Source organism: Streptomyces boluensis, assembly GCF_009908195.1.
Lineage (GTDB): Bacteria > Actinomycetota > Actinomycetes > Streptomycetales > Streptomycetaceae > Streptomyces > Streptomyces boluensis.
This window is the reverse complement of record NZ_JAAAHS010000670.1, coordinates 1-1,914: the sequence shown is the minus strand read 5'-3', so window position 1 is coordinate 1,914 and position 1,914 is coordinate 1. Positions and strand designations below refer to the sequence as shown.

The following is a 1,914-nucleotide window of genomic DNA, read 5'->3' as shown; positions in this document are numbered from 1 at the left end:
CCGGGGTGCACACGGGCGAGGACCGGGCCGGAGACGGCGACGGCGAGGTCGACGGCGACAGTGGCGGCGGGCAGGCCGACGGGCGGATGCGGCATCTGTCCCAGGAGGTCGAGGGGATCGCCGCCGAGGCCAGGATCGGCGCCCGGCGGGCCCAGCGGCGCGGCAAGCTGTGGAACGCCACGTACATCTGTCTCGGTTTCCCTGCGGCCGTGCTCGCCGGGATCTCCGGTGCCGCCGGGCTCGCCTCACCCGGCGCGCGGGTGCCCGCGGCGATCCTCGCGCTGCTCGCGGCGGGCTTCTCGGCCGGTTCGACGTTCCTGCGCGCCGACGCCCGGCAGATGGCGAACCTGCGGCGCCGGTACGCGTGGCAGCACCTGGAGACCCGCGCCCGCCTCGTCCTCGCACACGAGGCGTACGAAGGGGTCGAGGAACTGCACACCGCCCTTGTGACCCTGCTCGAACTGCGGGCCGGGGTTCCGTCCAGCGCGCTCGTCCTGGTGGAGGCGACAGCGCCCCCGCTCCAGCCGCCGGCCGCCCCGGCCCCGCCCGCGCTGCCGGGGCCTACGCCGTAGCGTCCCGTTCCTGGCGGTGCACGATCTCGGTGATCCAGGTGGGCGCGAACGGTGAGGTGCAGCCCGGGGGCGTCGGGTAGTCCTTGAGCACTTCCAGGCGCTCGCCGATGGCGAGGGCGCGGCCCTGGTGCTCCTCGTGGCTGATGCCGATCTGGGCGAGGCAGTGGTTCATCGCCCACTGCAACCGGTCCGGGGCGTCCTTCAGCTCCGCCTCGATGACATCGAGCAGCCCGGCGAGGTCCAGGCCGTCGGCCCGCTTCGCGACGCGTTCGGTGGTCAGCGCCCAGCCGGCGCTCGCGACCACCGGATCCGGGTCGGCACTCCAGGCGAGCCGGAGCTCGTCGGCGTACGGACTCTTCTTCACCACGTAGTTCACGAGCCAGTCGTGCACCTTGGGTGTGCGGGCATCACGCACCATCGCGTCCAGCGTGTCCCGGTCGAAGGCCTTGGGGCGGCAGATGAGCAGGGCGAGCAGCCGCGCCGCGCTGTCCCCGGTCCCCCAGAGCCCGACCGCGAGGTCCTCCCACTTTCCGTCCCTGACGTGCGCGCCCTTGAGTGCGCGTCCCTGAGGTACACCTCCCTGACGTGCGCGTTTCAGCGTACGGCGGAAGCCTCGGCAGCGGGTGGGGGCGAGGAGTATGCGGGTGTTCGTCCCGGTTCGTCCGCTCGCTCGCACCGGGACGAACGCCTGCTGTATAACCGAGCCGCTTCGATCGACAGCAGCGCGTGGCCGCCCTGGTCACGTGCCGTCTCGTGTGTCCGCACACGTCTTGTTCCTGAGGGGACTCGCCCATGAACATCCGTACGCTCCGACGCAGTGCCTGCCGCTCCGGCGCGGTGCTCGCCACGACGCTCGCCTTCGCCACGGCGGGCCTGGCGCTCGCTCCGGCCGCGCAGGCCATGGACCTCACCGTGGAGACCGGCTCGCTCAGCTTCAGCGGCGACACCGGCGACTGGGTCACCGGCGGCAACTCGTACGCCTACTCCACCGCGGCGCAGGACCGCCTCGGCGTCTACGGCTCGACGGACAACGGTCTCGTCCGGGTCTCCGTCAACGCCGCCGACGGCGCCTGGTGGACCCTCGACCTGGCCGCCCCTTCGGGCACCCCGCTCGCCCCCGGCACGTACACCGGAGCGACCGCCTCCGGCTCCAACGGCCCGACGGAGCCCGGCCTTTCGCTCTCCGGCAACGGCAAGGGCTGCTCGACCCTGACCGGCTCCTTCACCGTCCAGGACGTGGAGTTCGGCCCGCAGGGGTACGTACAGAAGCTCGACGCCACGTACGAGCAGCACTGTTCGGGCGCCGAGGCCGCGCTGCGCGGCGAGGTCCACATCGCCAACC

Annotated in this window: 2 protein-coding genes and 1 pseudogene; 2 read left to right on the top strand and 1 reads right to left on the bottom strand. The window is 72.7% G+C overall.

Features of this window, described 5'->3' with window-relative positions:
• A partial coding sequence (locus tag GUY60_RS37290) for a hypothetical protein (RefSeq protein ID WP_161705935.1) occupies positions 1-572 on the top strand: 572 nt, incomplete at its 5' end.
• Here the strand turns inward: GUY60_RS37290 and GUY60_RS37285 are convergent.
• Positions 562-1,248 (bottom strand): DNA alkylation repair protein, encoded by a 687-nt coding sequence (locus GUY60_RS37285; protein WP_312866574.1) that lies wholly within the window; start codon positions 1,246-1,248, stop codon positions 562-564. The genes GUY60_RS37290 and GUY60_RS37285 overlap by 11 nt on opposite strands.
• Positions 1,249-1,364: 116 nt before the next feature.
• Here GUY60_RS37285 and GUY60_RS37280 point away from each other — a divergent pair.
• A pseudogene (locus GUY60_RS37280) lies at positions 1,365-1,914 on the top strand (hypothetical protein); the annotation flags it as partial.